Origin of the sequence: Microbulbifer sp. NBRC 101763, assembly GCF_040371615.1 — a bacterium.
Taxonomy (GTDB): Bacteria; Pseudomonadota; Gammaproteobacteria; order Pseudomonadales; family Cellvibrionaceae; genus Microbulbifer; species Microbulbifer variabilis.
Map to the genome: position 1 here is coordinate 32,928 of NZ_BAABQV010000007.1, position 25,972 is coordinate 58,899.

At 54.2% G+C, this 25,972-nt stretch carries 23 protein-coding genes; 3 read left to right on the top strand and 20 right to left on the bottom strand.

The window, feature by feature from the left end; translation table 11 throughout:
• Positions 1 to 62 precede the first annotated feature (62 nt).
• Both ABWV76_RS17540 and ABWV76_RS17545 read right to left on the bottom strand, forming a co-directional pair.
• A complete protein-coding gene (locus tag ABWV76_RS17540) occupies positions 63 to 824 on the bottom strand; it encodes an SDR family oxidoreductase (RefSeq protein ID WP_020412310.1) in 762 nt (253 codons plus the stop codon).
• Between the two features lie 84 nt (positions 825 to 908).
• A complete protein-coding gene (locus ABWV76_RS17545; RefSeq protein ID WP_245556663.1) occupies positions 909 to 1,862 on the bottom strand; it encodes a DUF481 domain-containing protein in 954 nt (317 codons plus the stop codon).
• 228 nt (positions 1,863 to 2,090) lie between these two features.
• Here ABWV76_RS17545 and ABWV76_RS17550 point away from each other — a divergent pair, with 228 nt between their 5' ends.
• Positions 2,091 to 2,507, top strand: coding sequence for an MGMT family protein (locus ABWV76_RS17550; RefSeq protein WP_353376789.1), 417 nt, complete (start codon positions 2,091 to 2,093; stop codon positions 2,505 to 2,507).
• Between the two features lie 36 nt (positions 2,508 to 2,543).
• Here ABWV76_RS17550 and ABWV76_RS17555 read toward each other — a convergent pair whose 3' ends face one another.
• The 8 genes from ABWV76_RS17555 to ABWV76_RS17590 form a co-directional block, all read right to left on the bottom strand.
• Positions 2,544 to 3,821 (bottom strand): AmpG family muropeptide MFS transporter, encoded by a 1,278-nt coding sequence (locus ABWV76_RS17555; RefSeq protein WP_020412307.1) that lies wholly within the window; start codon positions 3,819 to 3,821, stop codon positions 2,544 to 2,546.
• 300 nt (positions 3,822 to 4,121) lie between these two features.
• Positions 4,122 to 5,489: an AmpG family muropeptide MFS transporter gene (locus tag ABWV76_RS17560; RefSeq protein ID WP_282951369.1), complete on the bottom strand. Its 1,368-nt coding sequence runs from the start codon at positions 5,487 to 5,489 to the stop codon at positions 4,122 to 4,124.
• 83 nt (positions 5,490 to 5,572) lie between these two features.
• On the bottom strand, positions 5,573 to 6,163 hold the full coding sequence (locus ABWV76_RS17565; protein WP_020412305.1) for a YbhB/YbcL family Raf kinase inhibitor-like protein: 591 nt from the start codon (positions 6,161 to 6,163) through the stop codon (positions 5,573 to 5,575).
• A gap of 2 nt (positions 6,164 to 6,165) precedes the next feature.
• Complete coding sequence (locus tag ABWV76_RS17570; RefSeq protein ID WP_020412304.1) at positions 6,166 to 7,152, bottom strand: threonine ammonia-lyase; 987 nt, start codon at positions 7,150 to 7,152, stop codon at positions 6,166 to 6,168.
• Positions 7,153 to 7,259: 107 nt separating this feature from the next.
• Entirely contained in the window at positions 7,260 to 8,687 is a 1,428-nt protein-coding gene (locus tag ABWV76_RS17575) for an aldehyde dehydrogenase family protein (protein WP_282951371.1), read from the bottom strand.
• A 178-nt stretch (positions 8,688 to 8,865) separates the two neighbouring features.
• Positions 8,866 to 9,741, bottom strand: coding sequence for a regulatory signaling modulator protein AmpE (gene ampE / locus ABWV76_RS17580; protein WP_353376790.1), 876 nt, complete (start codon positions 9,739 to 9,741; stop codon positions 8,866 to 8,868).
• Between the two features lie 138 nt (positions 9,742 to 9,879).
• On the bottom strand, positions 9,880 to 10,440 hold the full coding sequence (gene ampD / locus ABWV76_RS17585; RefSeq protein ID WP_444902048.1) for a 1,6-anhydro-N-acetylmuramyl-L-alanine amidase AmpD: 561 nt from the start codon (positions 10,438 to 10,440) through the stop codon (positions 9,880 to 9,882).
• A gap of 167 nt (positions 10,441 to 10,607) precedes the next feature.
• Complete coding sequence (locus ABWV76_RS17590) at positions 10,608 to 12,992, bottom strand: DUF1631 domain-containing protein (protein WP_353376792.1); 2,385 nt, start codon at positions 12,990 to 12,992, stop codon at positions 10,608 to 10,610.
• Between the two features lie 486 nt (positions 12,993 to 13,478).
• Between ABWV76_RS17590 and nadC the strand changes: the two genes are divergently transcribed.
• Positions 13,479 to 14,333: a carboxylating nicotinate-nucleotide diphosphorylase gene (nadC, locus tag ABWV76_RS17595; RefSeq protein WP_282951374.1), complete on the top strand. Its 855-nt coding sequence runs from the start codon at positions 13,479 to 13,481 to the stop codon at positions 14,331 to 14,333.
• A 54-nt stretch (positions 14,334 to 14,387) separates the two neighbouring features.
• Here the strand turns inward: nadC and ABWV76_RS17600 are convergent, their stop codons facing one another.
• The 10 genes from ABWV76_RS17600 to ABWV76_RS17645 form a co-directional block, all read right to left on the bottom strand.
• On the bottom strand, positions 14,388 to 15,131 hold the full coding sequence (locus ABWV76_RS17600) for a sulfite exporter TauE/SafE family protein (RefSeq protein WP_353376793.1): 744 nt from the start codon (positions 15,129 to 15,131) through the stop codon (positions 14,388 to 14,390).
• Positions 15,132 to 15,134: 3 nt separating this feature from the next.
• Positions 15,135 to 15,314 carry a cbb3-type cytochrome oxidase assembly protein CcoS gene (gene ccoS / locus ABWV76_RS17605; protein WP_020412296.1) on the bottom strand — a complete coding sequence of 60 codons (180 nt, stop codon included), beginning with the start codon at positions 15,312 to 15,314 and terminating at the stop codon, positions 15,135 to 15,137.
• A gap of 15 nt (positions 15,315 to 15,329) precedes the next feature.
• The gene (locus ABWV76_RS17610) at positions 15,330 to 17,774 is read right to left on the bottom strand and encodes a heavy metal translocating P-type ATPase (protein WP_353376794.1); all 2,445 of its coding nucleotides are present in this window, start codon (positions 17,772 to 17,774) and stop codon (positions 15,330 to 15,332) included.
• A complete protein-coding gene (locus ABWV76_RS17615; RefSeq protein WP_353376795.1) occupies positions 17,771 to 18,295 on the bottom strand; it encodes a FixH family protein in 525 nt (174 codons plus the stop codon). The genes ABWV76_RS17610 and ABWV76_RS17615 overlap by 4 nt, the downstream gene beginning before the upstream one ends.
• Positions 18,296 to 18,380: 85 nt before the next feature.
• Positions 18,381 to 19,799, bottom strand: a complete 1,419-nt coding sequence (ccoG, locus tag ABWV76_RS17620; protein ID WP_282951377.1) for a cytochrome c oxidase accessory protein CcoG — start codon at positions 19,797 to 19,799, stop codon at positions 18,381 to 18,383.
• Positions 19,800 to 19,938: 139 nt separating this feature from the next.
• Complete coding sequence (gene ccoP, locus ABWV76_RS17625) at positions 19,939 to 20,847, bottom strand: cytochrome-c oxidase, cbb3-type subunit III (protein ID WP_020412292.1); 909 nt, start codon at positions 20,845 to 20,847, stop codon at positions 19,939 to 19,941.
• Complete coding sequence (locus ABWV76_RS17630) at positions 20,847 to 21,080, bottom strand: CcoQ/FixQ family Cbb3-type cytochrome c oxidase assembly chaperone (RefSeq protein WP_020412291.1); 234 nt, start codon at positions 21,078 to 21,080, stop codon at positions 20,847 to 20,849. The genes ccoP and ABWV76_RS17630 overlap by 1 nt, the downstream gene beginning before the upstream one ends.
• 18 nt (positions 21,081 to 21,098) lie before the next feature.
• A complete protein-coding gene (gene ccoO, locus ABWV76_RS17635; protein WP_020412290.1) occupies positions 21,099 to 21,716 on the bottom strand; it encodes a cytochrome-c oxidase, cbb3-type subunit II in 618 nt (205 codons plus the stop codon).
• A gap of 11 nt (positions 21,717 to 21,727) precedes the next feature.
• Positions 21,728 to 23,182, bottom strand: coding sequence for a cytochrome-c oxidase, cbb3-type subunit I (gene ccoN / locus ABWV76_RS17640; RefSeq protein WP_020412289.1), 1,455 nt, complete (start codon positions 23,180 to 23,182; stop codon positions 21,728 to 21,730).
• A gap of 155 nt (positions 23,183 to 23,337) precedes the next feature.
• Positions 23,338 to 24,558, bottom strand: coding sequence for an argininosuccinate synthase (locus ABWV76_RS17645; RefSeq protein ID WP_353376796.1), 1,221 nt, complete (start codon positions 24,556 to 24,558; stop codon positions 23,338 to 23,340).
• Between the two features lie 317 nt (positions 24,559 to 24,875).
• Here ABWV76_RS17645 and pyrC point away from each other — a divergent pair, with 317 nt between their 5' ends.
• The gene (pyrC, locus tag ABWV76_RS17650; protein ID WP_020412287.1) at positions 24,876 to 25,907 is read left to right on the top strand and encodes a dihydroorotase; all 1,032 of its coding nucleotides are present in this window, start codon (positions 24,876 to 24,878) and stop codon (positions 25,905 to 25,907) included.
• The last annotated feature ends 65 nt before the right edge of the window (positions 25,908 to 25,972 follow it).

Genomic DNA, 25,972 nt, shown 5'->3' on the forward strand with positions numbered 1-25,972 from the left:
GAAAGGGAAATAAAAAAGGGCGAACAAAGTTCACCCTCATCTGATAACACGCTACTGAATCGTTAAATACGTGCACCACCGTCGATATCCAGAACTCGACCGGTTACATAGTCATTCTCCAGAATAAACGCCACGGTTGAGGCAATTTCCTCTTGCTCACCCAGGCGTCTCAATGGCACTTGCTTAACCAGACTATCCAGGATTTCCGGGCGCATTTGCGCAACCATATCAGTGCCGATAAAACCGGGAGCAATTGCAGCTACGCGCACGCCGTAACGAGCCAGCTCGCGGGCCCAGGTTACCGTCATGGCAGCAACACCAGCCTTACTGGCGGAATAGTTTGTCTGTCCCATATTGCCGGCACGAGACAGGCTGGAGATATTCACCATCACTCCACCCTTGCCACTTTCCGCCATAATTCCGGCTGCGGCACGGCCACAAAGGAATACCCCAGTCAGGTTTACGTCAATAACAGACTGCCACTGGGACAGTGACATACGGTCAGTGACCTTGCCCTCTTTACACTTGAGCAACATGCCATCGCGCATAATACCGGCGTTATTAATCAACACCTGCAGACCACCGAAATCCTCTGCGACCTGGAGGAAGCCTTTATCTACCTCTTCCTCATTAGCGACATTGATCACATAGCTTCGCGCCTCGGCACCGAGCTGTTCACAGGCAGAAACACTTTCCTTTAGCCCCTCTTCGTTGACATCAATCAATGCCAAACGGGCCCCGCGCTCCGCCAGGTAAACGGCCATTGCTCTTCCCAGCCCTTGGCCAGCACCGGTAATCGCCACAATACTGCCGGCAATCTGCATGTTGCACTCCTCATTAGTATTTTTTAGATTTTATTTCTCTAAGGCCTGTTATTCCGGCAAAGTTGGGAGAATGCCGCCAGGCTATTACCACTGGTAACCAACACCAACGGTTACTTTGGTATCTTCTTTTTCACTTTCCAGCGATGGTGTGTTGTCGTACTGCCACTGGTAGCCAATTTCCATCAGCACTCCTTCAACCAGTGGTGTTCTCACCCCCACCTTGGCATTTGCCTGGTAGTCATCACTGTGATCGAAAGACTGCAGGGTTTCCTGGTCAAAGTAAATTTCCGGGCCCAGGGAAAATTTATAACGGTAATTCAGCGCGACACGCCCTGCCACATATTGGTCGTCCTGATTCTCACTCAGCTCCGTATCAATAAAATCTTCCTGCAGGCTACTAACACCGCCTTCCAGTGAAAATGCTGTTTTGTCTGTGTCATAAAACAGGTAACCAAGACCCAGACCCATGGTTGTGCCGAGGTCCAAGTTCCGCGCCTCTTCATGCTCCCAGGCGGTATTTGCTGCAGCAAACCACTTTTCTGCAAAAATCCAGCGCAGGTCATAAGTCAGCCGGTATTTTTCCAGCGCGCCATCATCCTCACTGTCTTGATTCTGGTAAAGGGCGCCGACCAGGTGATGGAAATCCCCATGGCGCACATCCAGGTTAACATTTGCATCCAGGTCCTCACGCTCACGGTTCCCGGATTCAAAAACGCCGCCCGCACTCACATTACCCTTGAATGTCATTGGATTACTGACAAAGTGTGGATAGGGCTCAGCACGCTCCACTCCAGGAAAGTCGATCAACCAACCTCCACCCTCTGCGCAGTAGAGTTCCCACTGCTCCTGGCGGTGCCCTGCCAGCGTGCATGGCTCATCCCGCCCGGCAACTTTGAGATCGGTATCCACATCCATGGATACAACCTTGGATTTATCGACCTTAACTTCACCGAAGGTCTCAGATTTCCATACCACTTGTTCAGTATCTACAAGCACCAGCTCCCCCTGAATGCGATCACCATTCTCAAGGGTGAGCACACCCGCAAAAACCTGTAAGGGTGCAAGGCAAAGGAGAGTTTTGGCAAAAATCCGGGGAATTTGTGTCGATAGAACCACAGGAGAACCTTGAAGTTTCTGGATGAGCTTGCGATGAAAACTGTGATGAAAGCCCTATTCAATCGGCAATAATGCCACAACTGTCATAAATGTGGCACGCCAATGCTACCTATTTTGTAACGGCTCAGTATGATACCCCGGCTTTAATCCGTGCTTTTTTATAGCTTATTTGCAGACAAATACGGCAAACTGGCGGCTAAATCTAATAAACCACTAAGAAATGAGGCTTTTGTGCCTGTAGAGATCAATACCACCGGCCCAGAAACACCAGGCAGCGCTCTCGCCAGAATATGCCGGGTTTTGGCCTCAATACCAACAGGCCGGGTCGTCACTTATGGAGATCTCGCCGAAATGGCCGGCTATCCAAGAGCCGCCAGACTAGCTGGTCAGACATTACGGAAACTACCCAAAGACACCAAATTACCCTGGCACCGGGTAATCAACGCCCAGGGAAGAATCTCATTAGCCGAACCCGGGGCTTCCCGCCAACGCAAGCGGCTGGAAGAAGAAGGGATTACCTTGTTAAAGGGGCGGGTGGACATGGCCAAGTATCGCTGGAGACCATAACCCCGAAAGGAGCTGTACAAGTTTAGGCGGTAGTAATCAGGCTTCCTCCGCTGCATCACCATTCCACGGCGCGACATAAAAGAGCAGTAACATCCCCGGAACTGCCAACGCGGCGCACAGAAGAAAGAAGTTCGTCCACCCCACAGACTCAACCAAATACCCTGTTGAAGCATTGGCAAAGGTCCTGGGTAACGAGGTTAACGCAGTAAACAGGGCGAATTGGGTAGCCGTGTGTAATTTGCTGGTTGTGCGGGCAATAAAAGCGATGAAAACTGCAGTACCAAGACCAACCCCCAGATACTCAAAAGCAATCACTATCGCCAGTAGCCACAGGCTCGGCTTAAAACCCGGTGTGCCCACCAGATCCCCATTAGCCTCAGATAAAATCATAAAGCCAAAAATGGATACGAGCTGGATAACTCCAAAGATCCACAGACACTTATTAATCCCAATACGCACCATCAATAGGCCGCCGAGAAATCCCCCAATCACGGCGGGCCAGAGACCGGCATTTTTAGCCACAATACCAATATCCGTATTGGTGTACCCCATATCCAGGTAATAGGGTGTCGCCAATGCAGTGGCCATATTATCGCCGAGCTTGTACAGGAACATGAAAGCAAGCACCAATACTGCGTGCTTTACGCCGTTGCGGTTAAAAAATTCGACAAATGGCAGCACGATAGCCTCGCGCAAAGTCCTTGGTGGCGCAGCCGGGTGCTGGGGCTCTGAAACCATCAAGGTCATAAATACAGCGATCAACATAAAAGCTGCAGTTATCCAAAAAACCTGGTCCCAGGCCAAATGATCCGACAGGATTAAACTGAGCGAACCCGGTATCAGGCCCGCTACTCGATAGGCATTCGCATGAAAGGAATTACCGAGACCTAACTCATGATCCGGCAATATTTCCCGACGGAAGGCGTCCAGGACAATATCCTGGCTGGCACTAAAAAAAGCCACACCAAAACATAAAGTGGCAATTGTCCATATATTGAACTGCGGATTGAACATACCTAAGCCGCCAATAAAGACTATCAGCAGCAATTGCATTACGAGCATCCAACCACGACGACGCCCTAAAATCGGGAAAGCAAAGCGCTCCATTAATGGAGCCCACAGAAACTTCCATGTGTAGGGCAGACCAAGTAAGGCAAAAATCCCGATGGTAGCCAGGTCTACTCCCTCAGAACGTAACCAGGCAGGCACCAGTTGAATCAGGACAAAAAGTGGCATTCCTGAGGAAAATCCGGTACCGATACAGATCAGCATACGCCGATTGAATACCGCCTCCCGAACCGTTTCGTGGGCCATAGTTTGTCGCTTTTAATTGCTGATTATCATTCTTGAAAACTACAGCTCTTAGACATCCCAGCTAACAGCCATAAGTGACACCAAAACCCCTCCCTTATCTCTATAAAAAACCAATAACCATTACAGGTTTCGAGCGGAGGAGTAATACAACCACCATAGACACAAGTCGGAGAAAATGCCCGTTGATGAGGAATTATCCGGGGGCGTAGAAACGAGATGAGTGACCGGCACACAGGAAAGCTTCTGTCATAAAGCAGATCTGTATGCCAGCAATAAAATTAGACCCTGGAATGGCTCTCTTCAGGTCGCGCGTGAGTCTGGCTGCGGTTCTTCCAGATGCCATTCACGCTGTTCACGCCGCCAGAAATAGATAGAGAGTAAAATTGCCGGAACTCCCATTAAGGCAGCATAAATAAAGAAATGGGCGTAACCCTGAGCATCAACCACCATACCGGAAAAACCACTGATAAATTTACCCGGCAGCGTCATCAGAGAGCTGAACAAGGCATACTGGGTTGCGGTATAAGCCTTATTGGCCAGGCTCGACAGGTAAGCGACCAGGACCGCATTAGCAATACCGCCGCTGATGTTGTCGGCACTGATCACCAGGGCCAGCCATGCCTTATCCGGACCAATCAGTGCAAGCTGGGCAAACAGTAAGTTGGTGCAGGCAACCATTACCGCCCCGAGTATCAGCGGGCGCAAAATGCCATAGCGCACCACCAGGACTCCACCTAGAAAGGAGCCGAGAATAGTACAGAAGAATCCGAACAGCTTACTGATTTCTGCAATTTCTGTTTTGGAAAAGCCTAAATCCAAGTAGAAGGGATTGGCCATAATCCCCATCGCAATATCGCTTAGGCGGAAAATACCGATAAACAGCAATAAAACAAAAGCAAAGCGCCCATTGCGTTGGAAGAATTCAATAAAGGGACAGGCGACAGCACGAACAAACCACTGCTTCAAGCGACTGTGTTCGCCCTTCCCCAACAGGCGCTGCTCCCATTCACTCTGCAGTACGTCAGCCTCTTTACTAACCTTCGAGTGATCGGGCTCTGTGATCAACAAAGTGGTGATCACACCTACCCCCATCAAAACGGCCATTGCCAGGTAGGCGCCAGACCAACTGAACAAATCTGCAATAAATAGTGCCCCAGCCCCAGCAATCAGCATCGCAACCCGATAACCAAACACATAGTTAGCCGCCATAGCTCCCTGGTAGTCTTCATCCATGGCTTCAATTCTGTAGGCATCAATAGCCACATCTTGTGAAGCCGAGCAGAATGCAACCCACAGAGCGAGCAGAGCTACTTGCAACAAGGACAGCTGGGGATCCACACTGGCCATACCCACCAAGCCAATGGCAACGCCCACTTGGGACACCAGCATCCAGCTCCGCCGTTTTCCCAGGCTTTTGGTCAGTAAAGGCAACCGTAAATAGTCAATGATGGGAGCCCAGAGCACCTTTATTGAAAAGGTAATTCCGACCCAGGCAAAGAAGCCTATAGCGGTGCGGCTAACACCGTAGTCGCGCAGCCAGGCAGTCAGGGTTGAGAAGACCAGTAAAAGCGGAAGGCCGGCAGAAAAGCCGAGGAAAAACATGGTGATTACACGGGGCTTCAAATAAGCTCCAAGTGCTTGCCCCCATGTCAGTTGCTGCCGCGACATATTCAATCTTCCCCTTTGAGCCCTATTGCCGGCCATAAAGAAAGAGCGCAGGCAATATGTCTGCACCCAAAAAGCTACCTAACTCAATGGCCCCACAGAACCTCGAGCTCTGCCTCGGCCAACTTGTTGGCATTCACATTGAAGCCCACCTTGGCGGGAGATGAATTTTCATCTAACGGCAGGGAATCCACTTTCAGGGCATATACACGGAAGCGATAGCGATGGTCGCCGTGCCCTTTGGGTGGGCAGGCGCCACCATATCCAGGATTTCCATAGTCATTGCGCCCCTGAATAGCTTCGGGAATCAGGCCGTTCTTCAGGTCTCCAGCACCCTCTGGCAGACTGGTTACGTCAGCAGGGATATTAAAAATCACCCAGTGCCACCAGCCACTGCCTGTCGGTGCATCGGGATCATAAACCGTCACCGCAAAACTTTTAGTGCCTTCGGGGGCCCCCTCCCAGCTCAGTTGCGGAGAGACATTTTCCCCGCCACAGCCGGCATATACATGAGCTAATGGCATTTTTTTGCCGGGTTTCAAAGACGTAGAAGACAGTGTCAACTGCCCGGCCTGGGAGGCAACAGCCATCAAAGAAAATATTGTCGCTGCAAAGAAACTGGCAATTTTGCTGTACTTTATGCGGCGAAATCCTAGGTTCATATCCAACACTCTCATTGTTACTCTTCCACACTGGCCAACAGGCTTGAAACCTTGCCCAGATCCATGTTGCCACCGGTCAATACAACTGCGACATTCTTGTTGCGAAAACGCGCTCCGTGCTCGAGCACAGCTGCGAGCCCCACGGCAGCTGAGGGCTCAACCATTTGCTTGGTGCGAGTCCACAATAGTTGCATTGCCCGCACAATACCACTTTCAGAAACCGTCACAATATCTCTCACAGTGCGGCGAATTACCCTGTAGTTCCGGTGCCCAAGCGTTGTTCGCAAGCCATCGGCAATAGTATGGGGCTGCTGGGTAGTGATATGAACACCGCCACGCAAAGATCGCTGCGCATCATCCGCGCCAGCGGGCTCTGCGCCTATTACCAATACATCTGGAGCCAACGCCGCTATTGCCAGCCCAGTGCCTGCGAGCAGACCACCGCCACCCACAGGGGCCACAATCACATCCGGAGTAAAACCCTGCTCCCGACATTGCTGAACAACCTCTAGAGCTACCGTGCCCTGCCCCGCAATAATCCTGCTGTCGTCATAGGGCGGCACTACATGGGCCCCTGTCTCTTGCACCACTTTTTGCAGAGCCTCTTCACGGTCTGCCAGGGTAGGACCGCAAGTAACAATTGTTGCGCCATAACTTTCCACAGCCATGCGCTTCATATCGGGCGCCGTCTCTGGCATTACAACAATACAGGGCAAACATCGCTCCGCAGCAGCCCATGCCAACGCCGCGCCATGATTGCCTGAGGAGTGGGTCGCCACCAACTCAGCTCCTTCAGGCAAGAGGGAAAGTGCATTTGCAGCTCCACGTGCTTTAAACGCACCCACTTTTTGCAAGTGCTCACATTTAAACCAAAGATTGGCGCCACCCAGCTCATTGAGAAGCTGGGAGCGAATCAAGGGAGTTCGATGGACAGTTCCGGAGACTGTTTGTGCCGCGCAAAAAACATCAGCACTGGTAGGCAGGTCATTGGGGTCCGAGGGCATAGCTCTGTTGGTCTTTTTAATTTACGACTGAATGTACCAACTCAAGCCACTAAAAAACCAGCAAAATTCCCTTTTCGCCCATATCTCGCTAAATATTTTTGGCCACTCTATCGCTGCAGTATTTTCAACCACTTAAATTTTCGATTGGTGTACGGCGCATAACGCAGGTCAACATCCAGAATATTTTTGCGTTTCATCACGGCTTTGTAGTGGCTAAAAGTTCTGAAACCATGCTCACCGTGGTAACAGCCCATACCGCTGGCTCCCACTCCTCCAAATGGCAGATCCTGGGCCAGCATAAACATCATGCAATCGTTCACGCAGGCATTACCGGAGCTGCAGCGGGAAAGCACCCGGTCAGCGATGGCATCACTCCGGGTAAAAATATACAGCGCTAGCGGCTTTTCCCTCTCATTAACAAACGCTTCCACTTTTCCGAAGTCATCCAACTCAACTACCGGCAGCAAGGGACCAAAAATCTCTTCCTGCATTACCGGGGACTCCAGATTGACACAGCGCATCAGGGTTGGCGCCATGTAGCAACTATCCACATCGACATCCCCACCAAAAATCACCTCACCATCACCGAGGAGGTCCGCCAAACGCAATGTGTGCTGGGTATTGATTATCCGTCCATAATCGCTGCTTTGACGGGGGCTGTCCCCGAACATTTCCCTTACCGCCAGCTGGATAGCAGGGACAAGACGGTCCGCGGTGTGCTTGGTACACAGTACATAATCCGGTGCAATACAGGTTTGCCCCGCATTGGTAAATTTCCCCCAAGCTATACGCCGCGCGGCAATATCGATATCTGCATCATCGGCCACAATACAGGGGCTTTTGCCGCCAAGCTCCAGGGTAACCGGAGTTAAGTGCTTACTTGCTGCCCCCATAATAATCCTGGCTACCCGACCACCGCCGGTGTACATGATGTGATCCCAGCGCTGCTCCAAAAGGCTCGTGGTCTCTGCCACAGCTCCCTCAACACAGGCGAAGGCATCATTATCCAGGTATCTGGGCAACAACTCAGCGATCAAATGAGAAACCGCAGGGGATAATTCCGACGGTTTGACCACTGCACAGTTACCCGCCGCTATGGCAGGCACAAGAGGCGACAGCAATAGTTGAAGGGGATAATTCCAGGCGCCAATAATCAATATCACCCCAAGAGGTTCTGGCTGTATATAGCTTTTCGCAGGTTGGGTGAGAAGTGGCGAGGAAACCTTGCGCTGGCGTACCCACTTTTTGAGGTGCTTGAGGGTATGATCGATATCACTATAGAGAAACGAAATCTCAGTCAGGTAAGCTTCCTGGGGAGCCTTATGCAGGTCCTCATTCAAGGCCCCAATAAAGCGCGCCTCATTCTCCGAGAGCATTTTGCGCAGCTGAATTAATTGGCGACGCCTCCAGGCCAGCTCAAGGGTACTTCCACTGCGAAAATATGCCCTTAGTCCAGCGACTAACGCCGCGGAGTCCCTACCATTTGCAGCACTGAGATCTGACAGCATTTGCGGTTCCAGTAATGAAACATTCAAACCCTACTTCCTCCACTGAGTATAAGCATCCCGCTACCCGGTAATCTCCGGAGTGCGATAGCGGGCGCAATCATCTGGGAGGATGGTTAAAAGTCAAGCAATTACTGGGAAATTTTTCCAAAATGTAATTCAGTTAAAGAATAATTTACTCATTTCAGCTCTGAATAACTTCAAAAAATCAGGCGAACAAAACCGTCAGGGCCAACACGGTAACCCACAACAGTAGGGTTCTGGAAAGCAAGGACTGCAGCCCCTCTATTTCCGCGCCACTTTGACGCTGGACTTGTGAAAGATCTGCACTGGCACTGCATTCACTGGCGTCAATTCCTCCTAACGCCCCTTCCAGGTAGGCTTCGAGCACCTGTGCCGTATCTCTCTCACGACACATCAGACACTGACGCCAGGCTCGGTAGCAACCGGCAAAATTACCCACAATCGCAAAGCTGAGCCCCATGATCCTTACCGGCAACCACTCCAGTAACCAAAGCCAGCGGGCTGCAGTTGCCTGCCACTGTGTCCCGCGAGCGCGCTCTGCATAGAGAGCACTCAAACGAAATAGCAGCGCACCCGGTATCCCGAGCAAAATAAACCAGAAAAGAACGGCAAAGAGGCGCTCGAAGGCACTGTAAGCGGCACCGCGGAAGACCTGTTCATGCAGGCACTTGCCATCTGCCGGAGTCTCGTGGATATCCTGTAGAAAAGGGGCCGCAGCTTCCTCAGCCCCCTTGAAGTCGCCCCGATACCAGCTGCGCAGGTAAACGCTTACAATCTCGTTAAAATTGCCTCGTCCCAGGCAATAAAGTAACAGTGGCACCCCAAGTAAAAGCGCTCCCAAGCCTCCAAAGTTGGATTCTGCAATTACCATCACCACCGCAATCAGCAGCACCGGTGGCAGAATACTGGCCCCCAGCAACAAGCCGCCATTCGATTGCAGTTGCGGCACTTTAGAGATTCGCTCACACCATTTATCAAACCAGCCATCGCGGTGCAAAGGCGCACCAGACCCCCAGATTTGCACCAGAGCCAAAGTGAATAAAACGATTAGCAGAGTCATAGTGATACCGCGTCAGCCCATAGTTGAATCATGATGCGCCACCCTGGGTCTGCTAAACAAGTAGGCGAACCTCACACAATGGCAGTTCAATTTTAAAGGCGATGTGGATTGATACACCAGCACCGCGAAGTGGAAGTTTCACTCAACGAGCTTATTGAGCTCATTCAAGTAGCGCTCCCAGTCAAAGCCGGGGCCGGGGTCCAGCTTGCGTCCAGGCGCTATATCAGAGTGACTGGCTATCCTGTCCACGCCGATGGCTGGATAAGCCAGCATAATGGCCGCACTCACCTCTGCCAGGGCATGGTATTGGGCATCGGTATAAATATCCGTATCCAAGCCTTCAAGCTCGATCCCGATAGAAAAGTCATTACAGTTGGTGCGCCCTTTGAATTCCGACTTACCCGCATGCCAGGCGCGCCGGTCAAGGGGCACATACTGGGTGACGATACCATCCCGATCAATAAGGATATGTGCAGAAACCTGCAGAGCCGCAATCTCAGCAAAATAGGGATGGGCATCAATATCCAGCTGCCCAAGGAAAAACGCATCGATATAAGGCCCGCCATACTGCCCGGGTGGCAGGCTGATGCTGTGAACGACCAAAAGGTCCACGGGGCAGTCGTCGGGCCGGCTGTTGCAGTGAGGACTGGGCACCCGGCGCGCACCGGATAACCAGCCAGATTCCACTTGGTATTTCAATCTGCGATCTCCGTTCCAGCAAACTACCACCCCAAATGAACTCAGGGCCTTGGCAGTTACCATTCTATGGAAGCGTTGATCGATATGCCAATCGGTTTAGAGACGTATCGCGACAGAAGTGGGCCCCCGGCAATAGTTGCCGGGACAGGGGAGCTAAAACAGGCAGATCAGCGCTGTTCGCTGCGTTTTTTGCGCACATTGCCAATAACCGACTGCAGCGCACGCTCAAATAACATACCGTCATCAAGGGGCAACAGCTGCGCTGAGCGCAGCGCATGAGCCAGCTCCAATCGGCCGAACTCCGCTACCTTGGCACCGTTGCGGTTCACAAAAATAAACTGGTCAATATCGCGGATAACCGCTGCCAAACGGCAGCGGAACTGCTCCTCATCAGAGCGCTTCAACTCAAACCAACTCCCCTGGGCGAGGCGGAAAGTCATCTGCCAGTGGGGGTCCGCCTCATCGAGAGGAGCAAGGCCCTCCTGCTCCGCAGAAGATGCTGCTAACTCCGCCTGGGCAACCGCCTGCTCAAGCTCTTCCATTTGCGGCACGGCCACTTCCTGCAACAGAGCGGTCTCTTCGGTTACCGGTTCGTCTTTATCATCAGCGGCCGGTTGCGGCTCGCCAGCTTCGGGAGCTATGGCCTCTACCGGCAGAGTTTCACTGGATTGAACCTCGGCCACTTCCGCCAAATGATCCACCGAAGTAGCCGCCTTAACCTCGCGGGCCACCTGCTCTTTAACCTGAAGTTCGCGTTCCTCGGTAAGGCGCTGCGCTAGGGCAAAACGCTCACGATAAACTTCCTTCAAACCGGCAAACATGGCGCGCGCCTCAAAGGCGTTGTAGGAGAGAGCTTCAATACCCTCGCGCAAACGCTCCTGCAAAACCGGCAACAAGCTCAGGAGCTGCTTACGGGAATCCGGCATTGGTGCCTGCACACTCCACACCAGGTCGCGGGCTGTGCGCACATCGCGACTCCAGGCCTCGCTTTCAGTGCCCTCTTTCACACAAGTGAGGAATAAAACATTGTTCCAAACCTTTTGCAGCCAATCCTGTACCACAGGCGGCAGGTCTCTCTCGGCTACCAGGGCATCCATTACCGCTGCTACACGAGCGCGCGCGGCTTGGGTTTTTGCCCGGCCATCCGCCTCGTCTATAACCCTGCGCTCCAGCATTTCCGCGCGCTTGCGTTCGCGAATAATAAACTCGCGCAAAGACTCCAGAAGCGTGGCAAAAATATTGATGTCCTGATCGAACTCGCTGAGAACCCGCTCTACGATCAGCGAGACTTCACTGTATAGAGGGTCGGACTCGAAATTGTCTGGAGCCTGCCAACCAGTGGCAGCATCGGCAAGCTCATTTAACAGTTTACGTGCGGGATGGCCACCTTTACTAAAAAACGACTTATCGGCAATCGCAACCTTGAGCAGTGGCAGCTGCAAACGGCCGAGCTGGGATTTAATCGGTGTGGCGAGACTGCGATCTTCCAAAATAAAGGAAAACAGCATTTCCACCAGTTTGATTACATCGCTATCCACTTTTGCCAGTGAAGCTGCCTGATTGGAGTCAACCAGGCGCTGCTGCAGCAGATCGCCAACATTCAACAATTGGGCTGCACCGGCATCCTGGTAATGAGCCCCACTTTGCAAAGCTCCCAGATGTGTGAGCAGATCCCCAGCGGGCATGGGTGTCATACCCGCCGTAGCGGGTACGAGCCCTGGGGCAAAGTGACCGCTGACAGGTACTCCCTGTCCGGCCTGGGCAGCACCATCCCCAGCGCTGCCAACTCCAGCGGCCTGAGCCGCACCCGGATTGCCGGGACCACGCCCTGCCGGATAAGCCGAGCGCTGTCGCGCTGCGCGCTGCTGCTCCCGCAGTGAGGGCAAAACGCCCTGCTCTACAAGTAGCTGATTACAGAATTCGTAAAAACCCCGCAGCTGCTGCATAACTGTTTGCTCAAATTTCTTGAGCAACGTAAGGCGCGCGCGGATATAGAGATCCAGCTCCTGAATTGCATCTACAAATGCATCGCAGATCACATCGGGGCCGAGAGGGTTGTTCTTGTCATACACCTTAACGGCGTAGAGGGTATCCAGGCGCAGGCACAATTCGGTCAGCGGCTCGGCAAAATCTCGCTTGGCATTGGCCACCATGGTATCCGCGGCCACCAGCTGCTCCAGATCATCATTGTGAACCAGTGACAGATTGTCCTGGGCAAAAGCGGGTTCCGACGGTTCCTCCTGCCGGATCTGGAAAGCGCGCTGCACGTTTTTGACGAAGCGCTCAGCGACATTGCGGCGCTCTACTCTCAGCAGGCGCAATGCCTGGAACAGACCATCCTGCTCTTCCTGGCCGTGAGCACGCTCCGCCATCGCAAACAGTGAATCATCCACGGTCCCAAACAGCGCTTTGACACGCTCAAACAACTGGGTGCTGGCTTTTTCCTTTAACAGCACAACCGCCGAGGGCAGGACTGCGGGCTTACCCATAGAAGTACCATGTCGACCCGCACTTTTCTCTGAAAGGGAAACTACCTTGCTGGATTCACTCATTTCCAAGAAGTCCTTCGCATGCCATCCGGCGTTTTGCGCACTTGCTGGCTGAAATCTTGTCGGCCGGATAGGCCGTCTTAAATCACCAGTCCCATTTGTTCACCTCGCTGCTCACTTCAATAGGCGGCCTCAAGGCTTAAAAACATGCGGGGATAGGTCTGGTAAAATTCTCTCGAGATAATGCACCCGAAAATCCAACAACTACTTGATTTTGCTCAGGTTTTAAACGCATTAATGCAGTCAATTTGACTAGCGAATTTGGCGACGGCTCCCGCAGTGAGCTTTTCTCTCACCCCATCGATTCTACTCGCGTTCCCCCCCCTGTTTACACACTTTAGCGACATATTTGAGACGCTTGTCACAGCGAAATGTAGGGCCAGCTGCTACCCGAGGATTTAACCCAGTAAAAATCGAGTAAATCCCCCAGGCAACCCAAATCCAGTCTGTTTTGGTAAACTGCCCGCGCTTTTTTATCGAGGTCCTCCAATGCACCCACAAGACTCCGCGATCCCAAACATCATGACCGACCTGAAAAGGGCCGTGCACACCGCCCTCGATGAAGATGTCGGTAGTGGAGACATCACCGCCCAGCTGATCCCAGCGGAGCGCAGTGCTCGTGCGCGAGTAATCACCCGGGAAGATTGCACCCTGAGCGGACGCGCCTGGGTAGAAGAGGTTTTTCGCCAGCTCGATCAGGACCTGCAACTGACCTGGCACTTTGAAGATGGAGACAGGGTTGCTGCAGATTCAGTGCTGTTTGAATTGGAGGGTAATGCCCGCGCAATCCTGACTGGTGAGCGCGCCGCCCTTAACTTTCTACAGACACTATCCGGCACGGCAACTACTGCAGCGGAATTCGCAAACCGTGCTGCAGGGACTGAAGTTAAGATTCTCGATACCCGCAAGACCATTCCAGGCCTGCGCAGTGCCCAGAAATATGCCGTGCTGTGTGGCGGCTGCCACAATCATCGCATCGGCCTCTACGACGCATTTTTAATTAAGGAAAACCATATCGCTGCCGCCGGCGGTATTAATGCAGCTGTCTCCCAGGCCAGGGCTATCAAACCCGGCGCACTGGTCGAGGTGGAGGTAGAGACCATTGAAGAGTTACAGCAGGCACTGGATAGCGGTGCCGATGTAATCATGCTCGATGAGTTCAATGACGAAGACACTCGCTCCGCCCTATCCCTGGCCAAAGGTAAAGCCAAAATAGAGATTTCCGGCAGTGTAGACCGGGATCGGATTCAGAAGCTGGCAGCTCTGGATGTCGACTACATCTCCTCCGGCAGCCTGACCAAGCACCTGCGCGCGATCGACCTCTCCCTGAGAATTGATTTTTAGTTTTTATCCGGTGTCGGCTAATGGCGCCGCGTCAAAACGGCGCCAGCTCAAGACTCAGTGATTATGGTGGTGGTGCCCCTGCTCTTCTGCCTGAGGAGATTCCATCGCCCCCATTTCCCCATGATTGCCGTGGTCACCGTGGCCCCCATGACCAAGAGCTCCCCAAATAGTCCAGATACCAAACAATAAAATAGCCGCTGCAAAACCCAGACGCACTCCCGGTTTTTGCACAATATTGCGCACTTGCACAGCGGCAGCACCGGTGGCCAGCATGGCCGGTAAGGTTCCGAGACCAAAAGCAAACATCGCCAAGGCCGATCGCTCAGCACTGCCCTGAGCCAATGCAAAGGTCAGCGCACTGTAAACCAAGCCGCAGGGCAACCAGCCCCACAGGGAACCGAGGGCAACCGCCTGCCCCGCAGAGCGAACTGGCAACAATTTCGCAGAGAGAGGCTGCACATAGCGCCATAAATAGCTGCCACCCTTCTCCAGCCATACCAGCCCACGCCAGATACCGGCCACATAGAGCGCCATAACGATCAGCATAATGCCCGCAGCGAAGCGCAGCGGCGTCAGGGCAGGAATAATCGCAGCACCCAGAGCGCCAGCGAGCGCCCCCATTAACGTATAACTACCGAGACGTCCCAATTGGTATGAGCCGAGCTGTACCCAAGCTGTTTGCTTGCCGGGCACCGCCATTCCGAGCGCACCCGAGATACCCCCACACATACCAATACAGTGGCTGCTGCCCAGAAACCCGATGGCGAGCGCAGCCGCCAAAAACCCCCAATCTCCCACTGGTTACTTCTCCTTGTCCGAATCCGCTGCGGGCTGATTCTGCACGTCATCCTCAAACAGTATTCTCCGGCCCTCAGTCTCGAGGTCATCGTACTGGCCGTTATTTACCGCCCAGAAAAAGAGTTTTACAGCGAAGGCAACCAAGGCCACTGCAATAGGGATCAGGAAATAGAGACTGTCCACAATTCACTCCTCTCTTTAATTTGCATGGTGTGCCTGCATACCAGGCACCGATCTGTCCGCACTTTCCGTCGACGCGTTGGCACGGGACAGGCGCAAGGCGTTAAGAACCACCACCAGCGAACTGGCCGACATACCAATGGCCGCAGCCCAGGGCGGTACCAGGCCGCAAACCGCCAACGGTAGTGCAATGGCGTTGTAACCCAGGGCCCAGGCCAGATTTTGCCGAACTATCTGGCGGCATTTGCGCGCCAGGGAAATTGCCTGGGGAAGCACCTGCAGGTCACCATTCAGCAAGATGGCATCGGCACGGGATTGAGCCAAGTCCGCAGCGGACATCATCGCCACCGAAGCATCCGCTCCCGACAGTACCGGGACATCATTGAGCCCATCGCCAACCATCAGGACCTTCTCTTCACCGGCCTGTAACTGCTGCATATGGGAGAGCTTGTCTTCCGGTGAAGCACCGGCACAGAAGTGGGCAATGGAAGCCTGCGAGGCCAGGCGCTGAACTTCGTTGGACTGATCACCACTCAGTAACTCTACCGACAAGCCCAGTTTTTCCAGCTGATGTACCGCATCCCGAGCTGTCTCACGCAGTTTATCCCCCAAGGCGATCCAGGCGATAGGGCCGTCTCCATCAGCAAGCAGCAACCACTGCCCCTCACCCTGCGGCTGCGCCAGTATTTCAGGTGCAGCGAAATCGGCACGGCCCAGGCGATAATCAACCCCTTCGATCTGCCCCTCCAGGCCGCGACCGGTATGCACCTTCAGCTTGCTCGCTGTAAGGTTGCCGCGCCAAGCGCGAAATGCACGGGCCAAGGGGTGGTGGGTCTGTGATTCCAGGGCTGCAGCTACATCCTTAACCCGCTGTTCGGCCCAGCCATCGCGCATCAATTGAATTTCCAGGATGCGCGGCTCGCCGCGAGTTAGGGTGCCGGTTTTATCGAACACAACGCGACTGATACGCGGCAGTGTTTCCAGAAGGCTGCCACCGGCCACCAGGAGCCCCAGTTCCTGCAATCGCAAAGTCGCTGAGGCCAGCGCCGCCGGTGTCGCCAGGGACAAAGCACAGGGGCATGTCACCACCAATACAGACAGAGCTACCCAGAAAGCCCTGCTCGGGTCCAGCTGCCACCAAACCGCAAAGGCCCCCACAGCCGCCAGCAATACAACTCCGACAAAAACACCGGCGACCCGGTCTGCCAGGGCCACCTGGGCCGGCTTATCCAGCTGGGCGCGCTCCACCAGACGCTCGATGGCAGACAGCCTTGTAGACTGGCCGGCTGCGGTCACGCGCACAGTCAGGCTGGAGTCACCGTTGACACTGCCTGCATACACAGGACTGCCCACGAGCTTTTGCTGCAGGGCGGATTCGCCACTGAGCAGCGACTCATCCACGCCACTCTCCCCTTCCAGCACTTCGCCGTCAGCGGGAATCGTGTCGCCGGGCCGCAACAAAATCCGGTCGCCAGCCACCAATGCGGCCACCGGTACATGAACCACTTCATCGCCTTGATACCTGGCTGCAGTCATCGGCAGCAGCTGGGCCAGGCCGCCACTGGCGAGCCCAGCACGATGACGCGCACGCATCTCAACCGTGCGCCCAAGCAGCAAGAAGAAGGTGAACATGGAGATGGATTCGAAGTACACCTCGCCGGTGCCAAACACCGTAGCGTAGAAACTGGCACCGTAGGCCAGGCCAATAGCGATGGAGACAGGTACATCCATACTCAGGTGACGGGCGCGCAGGCTGCGCAGTGCTGCGCTAAAGAAGGGGCGCGCCGCATAGAACACCACTGGTGTCGCTACCAATAGCGACACCCAACGGAAATAGCGCTCAAACTCACCGACACCATCGCTACCAGCGCCAAAGTACAGGGCGATAGCGAACATCATCACCTGCATGGTACCCAGGCCCGCAACCCCAAGGCGGCGCAGCGCTGCCCGATGTTCGGCCTGGATTACATTTTCCCGGTTGGCAGCGGTGGCCGGAGCCGGGCGATAGCCAATGCGCTCCAGCGCCTCAAAAAGCTGGCTCGGTTTAATCTGCTCAGGATCAAACACAATCTGGGCACGCTGGGTACTGGCATTGACTGAGACCTTTCCAACCCCCGCCAAGTGTCCCAGGTGCTTTTCAATCAACCACACACAGGCGGCACAGGTAATTCCACCGATCAGCAGCGCCGCCATCTTGCTGCCGCCATCCCAGTCGTGAACAAACTGCTGCTGTACTTCGGGGAGATCGTAGGCGGTCCAGCGGTCCCGCGGCTGGGCCTGTTCCGGGCGGTCACTTTGCTTTTCCCGGTAGCGATAGAAGCCATCCAGGCCACCGGAAACAATGGCCGTCGCCACGGCCTCACAGCCGGGGCAACACATATCACGTGCAGCCCCCTCAATAACAACCGAATGGTTGCTACCGGCAGGGACCGGAAGTCCGCAGTGATAACAGGAGGATGTCATCGACTGGCAGCGTTCAGGGGCGCCGCCTCACCCAGATCGAAATTAATCTCTCCCTTAAGACGCCACTCTGCGTTTTTGTGGAGCTCAGGATCGAGTTCAGGCATCAGGCGCAGATACCAGCGATTGTTCAAATCCACGGGCAAAGAGCCTGAATAGCGCCCAACGGAGAGCTGGGATAACACAATATGCTGATCCAGATCTTCCTCTAGCGGGTGGCTGAGGGTAAGCAACAGCTTCTCGGGATACTCGGTATTACCGTTCAGTTCGACAACCACCCCGCGATCGCCCCGCTGGAACTGGACCATCGCCGCCAATCCCAGGGCTTTGGCCCGCTGGTCCTGCTCAGCAGAAAAATGGTACATACGGCTGTCTTTGTGATAAGTGTCCCTGACCTCATCGTCAGCGTGGCGCACAGCTATAGAAACCGTGATAGAGGACACTACCAGCACTGTAATCAGCGGTGCCAGGACCATCCAGGCCCAGAATTCCCGATACCAGGGTTTCGAGGTTGGTTCATTCATCGCGTTACCAAAAATTACCGTTTTATGCAGAAAAGTCGAGCCCACCTGGGCGGGCCCGTACTTTGCAACGGGAACGGCGTCCCGTCTACTGCTTGGGACCAATAAATACCGTTCGGTGCTTGTCGACCAGCTCAGGGTTATCGACAGCCTCCACTACGATATCGATATCGTGCTTGCTCTCTTTCAACTGTGTCTTGGGCACACTCACCCGGATCGGTACCGGGAAAATCTCCCCCGCCTCCAGGTAGATCGTACGCGGCTTGCGAACCGAATAATCGTAATTCGGGTTGCCCTCCACACGGATAGTGAACTCATGTGCCGCTTGATCCATATTGCTGATCTTCACGGTATACACATTCTGCACCAGTCCCTGGGATACTCGGTACATTCGCGCACCGCGATCGCGGGTAATTTCAGTCTCAATCGGGTTGCGTGTAGCCACCTGATGGGAGAACAAGCCAACCATTGCCAACAGGACAATGGCATAACCAAACAGGCGCGGACGCAGGTAATTGGTCTTTCCGGTCTCCAACTCGTCTTCTGAGGTAAAACGAATCAGGCCGCGGTCATAACCCATTTTGTCCATGACGCTGTTACAGGCGTCAACACATAGACCACAGTTAATGCATTCATACTGCATGCCATCGCGAATATCGATATCCACAGGACATACCTGCACACACCAGTAGCAATCGATACAGTCACCCATACCCTCGGCCTTGTAGTCCACGTTCTTCTTGCGTGGACCACGGGTCTCGCCGCGCTGTGCATCGTAATAGACCGCAAGAGTGTCCTGGTCGTACATCACCGACTGAAAGCGCGCATAGGGGCACATGTACTTGCACACCTGCTCACGCAGGAAGCCCGCATTCATGTAGGTGGCAAAAGTAAAGAAGGCGACCCAAAAGACCCCCTGCGGATGGGCATCAAAGGTCGCGAGGTCTACCACCAGGTCGCGGATACCATAGAAGTAACCAACGAAAGCCAGAGCTGTGGCGAGAGAAATCAGCAGCCAGATAGCGTGGGTGCCACCTTTACGCAGGATTTTCTCCGCGTTCCAGGGGGCCTTATCGAGCTTCATCCGCTTGTTGCGATCGCCCTCACAAACTCGCTCGGCCCACATAAACATCATGGTCCAGACAGTCTGTGGACAGGTAAAACCGCACCAGACCCGCCCCATCCAGGTGGTAACGGCAAACAGGGCAAAGGCAGCAATAATCAGCAACCAGGCTAGCAGGAAGCCATCCTGTGGGCCGAAGGTGGTACCGAGGATATGAAACTGGCGGGTGGGAAGATCGAAGAAGACAGACTGGCGCCCGTCGATATTAATCCAGGGGATAAAGAAGAAAGCCAACAGTAACGGTAGGCCGGTATATTTGCGAATCCGGGTGTAAATACCACGGATATGGCGAATATAAATTTTGTCATCCGATTCGTAGAGCATGCGGTAGCGAACTTCACCGTTACCTTCCTGCTCTTCGCGGGTGGGAATCAAGTCACTCACAAAAACCTCACTCTCGCACGGGCATTATCTGCACGCGGGCACAGTCAGCCACTTATGTATGAGGCTTTTATCTCCGTCCCTGCAGCACCCGGAGTTCCTTCCAAAAAAATAAGGCCCAGCATAGCCGGGCCTTATTCGATTACTGCTGTTCCTCGTCCTGTTTGGACAAGTTGTAGACATAGGCCGCTACTAAGCGGATCTTGTCTTCGCGCAGCTTATCTTTCTGCGCGGGCATCATATTGCTACGGCCGCTGCGGATCGTGTGCTGGATTTGCGCACGATCGCTGCCATACAGCCACAGGTCATCGGTCAGGTTTGGCGCACCGAGGAGCTGGTTACCCTTGGCGTCCATACCGTGACAGGCCATACACACGGTATTGAAGACCTTCTGTCCTTCCGCAGCCATAGCCTTGTCATGCTCGAGGCCATTCAGGGAGAGAACATACTCAGTGGCGTTCTTAACACCTTCTTCCCCAATCACCGGCCCTTGCGGAGGCATCATGCCCTGACGGCCGTTGTACAGGGTTTCCAGGATTTTCTCCGGGGTACCGCCGTAAAGCCAGGCGTTGTCGGTCAGGTTAGGGAAGCCGAAGTTACCGCCGGCATCCGCACCGTGACATACAGCACAGTTGTTGGCGAAGATACGGGAACCCATTTTCAGTGCCTGCGGGCTCTGGGCGATTTCCTCGATGGGCATATCGAGATAAATGCCAAACTGCTCGTCGAACTTCTCCTGGGCCTTAGCCTGGGAAGCTTCCAGCGCGCCGACAGATGACCAACCACCAAGGCCTTTGAAGTTACCCATGCCTGGGTAGATCACCAGGTATACCGCTGAAAACACCAGCGTGGCGATAAACAGCATGAACCACCACTTGGGCAGAGGGTTGTCGTACTCCTCAATGCCGTCGTACACGTGGCCTGTGGTTTTGTTTTCCGGTTCTGCCTGGTCGTCAACTGCCACTTTTCGGTTGGCGAACAACACCCAGGTAATCAACGCCAGATTGGCGAGGGTGAGTACAATTACCCACACACTCCAGAATGTACTCATTACTTGTCCTGCCCCTGTTTTCGTTCAGTCCCGGACTCTTGCCCGGATTTGGATTCATCCTTCTGAGCGGCCGACTCATCCTTATCGGCCTGTTGCTCTTCATCGGCAAATGGCAAATTGGCATCTTCCTCGAAGCGCTTCTTGCGCTTCGGAGAGAAGGCCCACCAGCAGATAGCCAGAAAGGCGATTGATCCCAAAACCAGTCCGATTTCCCGCAATGTTTCGATAGTCACGAGTTTCCTTCCTCGCTATTAGCGTTTTTGGGTAACCAGGGTACCCAGCTGTTGCAAGTAAGCGACCAGAGCATCGATTTCCTTAACCTTGCCGCCTTCGAAAGGCTTGGAGGCGTTGGCGATGTCCTCATCGGTGTAGGGCACACCGACGAAACGCAGTGCTTCCATCTTGCGCGCGGTGTAATTGCCAGTAACTACATTGTCGAACAACCAAGGGTAGGCCGGCATGATGGACTCGGGTACAACGCTGCGCGGGTTGTACAAGTGAGCGCGCTGCCACTCATCGGAGTAACGGCCACCTACACGAGCCAGGTCGGGACCGGTACGCTTGGAGCCCCACAGGAAGGGGTGCTCGTACACGGATTCCTCGGCCATGGAGTAGTGTCCATAGCGCTCCACCTCAGCGCGCAACGGGCGCACCATCTGGGTGTGACACACGTGACAGCCTTCGCGGATATAGATATCGCGGCCTTCCAGCTCCAATGCCGTCAGCGGCTTCTGGCCCGGCAGGGGCGTGTAGTTCGCCTTGGTAAAGAACTGCGGAACGATCTCCACCAGAGCGCCGAAGCTAATGGCGATAATGATGAAAAAGATCATCCAGCCAATATTTTTTTCTACGATGTCATGATTCTTCACGGTCTGCTCTCCTATGCCGCCGGTACAGCTCGAACGGTGTTATCGGCTTCGGCATCGTTTACCTTCTCGGTGATCGTACGGTAAACGTTGTAAGCCATCAGCAGCATGCCCAGCAGGAACATGGCTCCGCCCAACCAGCGCACTACATAACCTGGGTGGCTCGCAACCACACTTTCCACAAAGCTATAGGTCAAGGTGCCGTCAGCGTTAAATGCACGCCACATCAGGCCCTGGGTAATACCGTTCACCCACATAGCAGCGATGTACAGTACCGTGCCTACAGTAGCCAGCCAGAAGTGCGCGTTAATCAGCTTGGTGCTGTACATTTCGCGACGCTTCCAGAGCACTGGAACCAGGTGATAGAGAGCACCGATAGAAATCATGGCAACCCAGCCCAATGCACCGGAGTGTACGTGGCCAACAGTCCAGTCGGTGTTGTGGGACAGGGCGTTTACAGTCTTGATGGACATCATCGGGCCTTCGAAGGTGGACATACCGTAGAAGGACAGGGATACCACCAGGAAGCGCAGGGTCGGGTCGGTGCGCAGTTTGTGCCAAGCACCGGACAGGGTCATGATGCCGTTGATCATACCACCCCAGGATGGAGCCAGCAGGATCAGGGACATTACCATCGCCAGGCTCTGGGCCCAGTCAGGTAGCGCTGAGTAGTGCAGGTGGTGGCCACCAGCCCATACGTACAGGGAAATCAGGGCCCAGAAATGCACGATAGAAAGCTGGTAGGAATAAACCGGGCGGCCCGCCTGCTTAGGTACGAAGTAGTACATGATCCCCAGGAAGGCTGCAGTCAGGAAGAACCCTACTGCGTTATGGCCATACCACCACTGGATCATTGCGTCCTTGGTGCCTGAGTAGATAGAGTAAGACTTGAAAGGAGCAACCGGGATCTCCAAATTATTAATAATATGGAGTACAGCAATAGTGACGATATAAGCACCGAAGAACCAGTTCGCCACGTAGATGTGGGAGGTTCTGCGCTTCATGATGGTACCGAAGAACACCAGCGCGTAGGCCACCCAAACCAGGGCGATCAGGATATCAATCGGCCACTCGAGTTCGGCGTATTCTTTAGTGGAAGTGAAGCCCATCGGCAGGGTGATAGCCGCTGCCACGATAACGGCCTGCCATCCCCAGAAAGTAAAGGGAATCAGCCAGCCGCCCCACAGGCGAACCTGACAGGTGCGCTGCACTACATAGTAAGAGGTGGCAAACAGAACACTACCACCAAAGGCGAAAATTACCGCATTGGTGTGTAATGGCCTCAAGCGCCCAAAGTGCGAGAAGGGCTGCCAGAAATCATTGAGTTCTGGCCAGGCCAGCTGGGCCGCGATCAATACGCCCATGCCCATACCAAAAATGCCCCAGACCACGGACATGATGGTGAACTGGCGCACGATATTGTAGTCATAGTCCGGCACAGGGCCGGTCTTTGCCACCGTTGTCGTCATGTTTAAACTTCCGTTGCTTTTTTAAAATCGGTTCCACTGAGCGGGACTGGCCCACCGCATGGTCTGCGGCAGCTATGCGCAAACACAGCTGTCACTTTATTGGCCAGATAAGGATTTAAGCGCACCCCGCACTAGCCAAGGATGATCTAAATCAACTAAATCAATTTTCTTCCCTTACCGGCGGCGATCCGCAGACGCAGGGCGTTGAGCTTAATAAAGCCCTCTGCATCTTTCTGGTCGTAGGCCCCGGCATCGTCTTCGAAGGTAGCGATACGCTCGTCGAAGAGGCTGTCCGCAGAACGGCGGCCCACTGCGCTCACACTACCCTTATAGAGTTTCAGGCGTACTTCACCGTTAACCACCAGCTGGGATTCATCGATCGCAGCCTGCAGCATGCTGCGCTCCGGTGACCACCAGTAGCCGTTATAAATCAGTTCAGCGTAGCGCGGCATCAGGGAATCTTTCATATGAGCCACTTCGCGATCCAGCGTGATGGACTCAATGGCGCGGTGCGCCTTCATCAAAATGGTGCCGCCAGGTGTTTCGTAGCAGCCGCGGGACTTCATTCCCACGTAGCGGTTTTCCACAATATCCAAGCGACCAATGCCGTTGGCTCCGCCCAACTTATTCAGTTTCTCAAGCAAAGTAGCAGGGCTTAAGCGCTCACCGTCGATAGAAACGGGATCCCCCTTCTCAAAGCCCAAAGTAATATAGGTCGGCTCTTCTGGTGCAGCTTCGGGGCTGACACTCCAACGCCACATATCTTCCTCGGCTTCCGCCCATGGGTCCTCAAGGTTGCCGCCCTCGTAAGAGATATGCAGCAGGTTGGCATCCATTGAGTAAGGGGATTTCTTTTTGCTGGAGGAGAAATCCACCGGAATTTTATGCTGTTCGCAATACTGCATCAGCTTTTCGCGGGAATTTAGGTCCCACTCGCGCCAGGGAGCAATTACCTGGATACCTGGCTTCAACGCATAGGCACCCAGTTCGAAACGCACCTGGTCGTTGCCCTTGCCAGTGGCGCCATGGGAGATAGCATCGGCACCGGTCTCGTTGGCAATCTCGATCAGGCGCTTGGCGATCAGCGGGCGCGCGATGGAGGTGCCGAGCAAATACTCACCTTCGTAAATCGCGTTGGCACGGAACACCGGGAAGACGAAATCGCGCACGTACTCTTCGCGCAGGTCGTCGATATAAATTTCTTTTACACCCAGGGCCTCAGCCTTGGCTCGGGCGGGTTCCACTTCCTCGCCCTGGCCGATATCAGCGGTAAAAGTTACCACCTCACAACCGTAAGTTTCCTGCAGCCAGCGCACAATTACCGACGTATCCAGTCCGCCGGAATATGCCAGTACTACCTTCTCGATTTTGCTCATTGCTATCCTCTGCTGCCGGGAACACGCCGTCACAACATTAGGCACGGCGATATGGATCGCCTCTGCGCGAATTAATGTCGGTCTGGGGGAGTTATTCTTGGAGGTATACCCAGGGTCGGTATTATGGGCACAATAATACCCACACTGTTTATCGGGGCGCGATTGTAGCGCCTCAGCTCGCAATCGACTAGCGCCAAGACACTTGTAGACACAATTGATTAATTTTTAACCCTTTTGTGCATCGCAATTTCACCCCGCATCGGGTAGCATGCGCGCCGCACAACGACTCACTACAGCGTCCAAGACCACGGAGTACCATGACGGAGCAAATCACTCTTCGCGCCCCTGACGACTGGCATATTCACCTGCGCGATGGCGCCGCTTTAGAACGCACAGTAGGCGATGCCGCCCAACAATTTCACCGCGCAATAGTGATGCCCAACCTGGTACCACCAGTTACCAACGCCGATATGGCCCTGGCCTATCGCGAGCGTATCCGCGCGCATATTCCGGCCGGCCGCGCTTTTGAGCCGCTGATGGTTATTTACCTGACCGATAAGACCGATGCCGAAGTAATCCGCCAGGCGCACGCTGCCGGTGTGATCGCAGCAAAACTATACCCTGCCGGAGCAACCACGAATTCCGATTCCGGGGTAACCGACATCGCCAATATTTACCCCGCCCTGGAGGAAATGCAGTCCTGCGGCATGAAGCTGCTGCTGCACGGGGAGGTAACCACCAACGATATCGATATTTTCGATCGCGAGCAGGTATTTATTGAGAAAACCCTGTCGCGCCTGGTGGAAGATTTTCCCACGTTGAAAGTGGTTTTTGAGCACATTACCACTGCGAATGCCGCTGAGTTTGTACAGAATGCCCGCGATGGTGTGGCCGCGACCATTACCGCCCACCACCTGCTGTACAACCGCAACCATATGCTGGTTGGTGGTATTCGCCCGCACTACTACTGCCTGCCAATCCTCAAGCGCGGCGATCACCAGTCAGCTCTGATCGAAGCGGCCACCAGCGGCAGCCCGAAATTTTTCCTCGGCACCGACTCGGCCCCCCACGCTCACCATAAAAAAGAACACGAATGCGGCTGCGCCGGTTGTTACACTGCCTACTCCGCCATAGAGCTGTACGCCGAAGCTTTTGAGCGCGCCGGCAAGCTGGATAAGCTGGAAGGTTTCGCGAGTAATTTCGGGCCCGACTTTTACGGTCTGCCACGCAACCAGGACACCATCACCCTGGTCAAACAACCGTGGACCCTGCCGGAAAGCCTGGATATGGGCGGTGAGAACCTGATACCCCTGAATGCCGGTGAAACCCTGAACTGGAAACTCGTATAATTCCGGTTTGAACTGTTGCGGGCCAATAGCAAGCCCGCTCATGCCCGGGGCCAAGCAACCCCGGC

Excerpts from the sequence above, each read along its gene's own strand:
- ABWV76_RS17560 (WP_282951369.1), bottom strand. The coding sequence starts at position 5,489 with ATGTCGCGGCAGCAACTGACATGGGGGCAAGCACTTGGAGCTTATTTG.
- ABWV76_RS17555 (WP_020412307.1), bottom strand. The coding sequence starts at position 3,821 with ATGGCCCACGAAACGGTTCGGGAGGCGGTATTCAATCGGCGTATGCTG.
- ABWV76_RS17570 (WP_020412304.1), bottom strand. The coding sequence starts at position 7,152 with ATGCCCTCGGACCCCAATGACCTGCCTACCAGTGCTGATGTTTTTTGC.
- ABWV76_RS17610 (WP_353376794.1), bottom strand. The coding sequence starts at position 17,774 with ATGACATCCTCCTGTTATCACTGCGGACTTCCGGTCCCTGCCGGTAGC.
- nadC (WP_282951374.1), top strand. The coding sequence starts at position 13,479 with ATGCACCCACAAGACTCCGCGATCCCAAACATCATGACCGACCTGAAA.
- ccoN (WP_020412289.1), bottom strand. The coding sequence starts at position 23,182 with ATGACGACAACGGTGGCAAAGACCGGCCCTGTGCCGGACTATGACTAC.
- ABWV76_RS17590 (WP_353376792.1), bottom strand. The coding sequence starts at position 12,992 with ATGAGTGAATCCAGCAAGGTAGTTTCCCTTTCAGAGAAAAGTGCGGGT.
- ampE (WP_353376790.1), bottom strand. The coding sequence starts at position 9,741 with ATGACTCTGCTAATCGTTTTATTCACTTTGGCTCTGGTGCAAATCTGG.
- ABWV76_RS17565 (WP_020412305.1), bottom strand. The coding sequence starts at position 6,163 with ATGAGAGTGTTGGATATGAACCTAGGATTTCGCCGCATAAAGTACAGC.
- ABWV76_RS17540 (WP_020412310.1), bottom strand. The coding sequence starts at position 824 with ATGCAGATTGCCGGCAGTATTGTGGCGATTACCGGTGCTGGCCAAGGG.
- pyrC (WP_020412287.1), top strand. The coding sequence starts at position 24,876 with ATGACGGAGCAAATCACTCTTCGCGCCCCTGACGACTGGCATATTCAC.
- ccoP (WP_020412292.1), bottom strand. The coding sequence starts at position 20,847 with ATGAGTACATTCTGGAGTGTGTGGGTAATTGTACTCACCCTCGCCAAT.
- ABWV76_RS17645 (WP_353376796.1), bottom strand. The coding sequence starts at position 24,558 with ATGAGCAAAATCGAGAAGGTAGTACTGGCATATTCCGGCGGACTGGAT.
- ABWV76_RS17615 (WP_353376795.1), bottom strand. The coding sequence starts at position 18,295 with ATGAATGAACCAACCTCGAAACCCTGGTATCGGGAATTCTGGGCCTGG.